The sequence below is a fragment of the Escherichia sp. KCJ4928 genome (genome assembly GCF_004352695.1).
Taxonomy (GTDB): domain Bacteria; phylum Pseudomonadota; class Gammaproteobacteria; order Enterobacterales; family Enterobacteriaceae; genus ECMA0423.
The window spans coordinates 1-538 of record NZ_SJWV01000571.1 but is presented as its reverse complement, the minus strand read 5'-3'; the positions used below and the strand labels follow the sequence as shown (position 1 = coordinate 538).

The 538-nt window shown below is 59.1% G+C and carries 1 pseudogene; it reads right to left on the bottom strand.

What is annotated here, in order from left to right:
• Positions 1–538, bottom strand: a pseudogene (locus E0D98_RS25625) (ATP-binding protein); the annotation flags it as partial.

Below are 538 nucleotides of genomic sequence, written 5' to 3'. Positions count from 1 at the left end.
GGGGCACATCCCTGACCAGCTGGTTGAATGTCCGCAGATTCTGGGGTGGCAGGGTAATGGCGACCATACCGTGCCAGAGGTCACCGGCCTTTATCAGGCTGCCGTGTGTTTCAGGCTGTGTGGTGAATAACTGCAGATTCAGCGACGGTGCGTGGAATACAGAGGTATCCTCGCCCTGTCGCCAGCCGGCAGGACGGGCATCTTCAGGCAGATGAGGCTGCCATACTGCAGGTGTGCTGTTGCGCTCCAGTTGACGGCGGATTTCCCGTCCCACTTCATGAATATCCATCAGGCGAACCAGCAGACCATCAGAATCATGTGTCAGGGCCTGCTCCAGCGTGTCCAGAAAGGCGTCATGCCGTATTTTGAGTGCGGAAAGTGTCCAGCGCCATGGATCCTGCGCAAATCGGGCTGGCGGAGCGTGTTCAGCGAGTTTCCTGATACGGGTCTGGTGGTCCTTGCGATCGGTCCGGCTCAGCAGTTCTTCAGAGCTCCAGACGGTCAGCCAGCAGCGTTCCCGGACAAGCCAGGGGGTGAG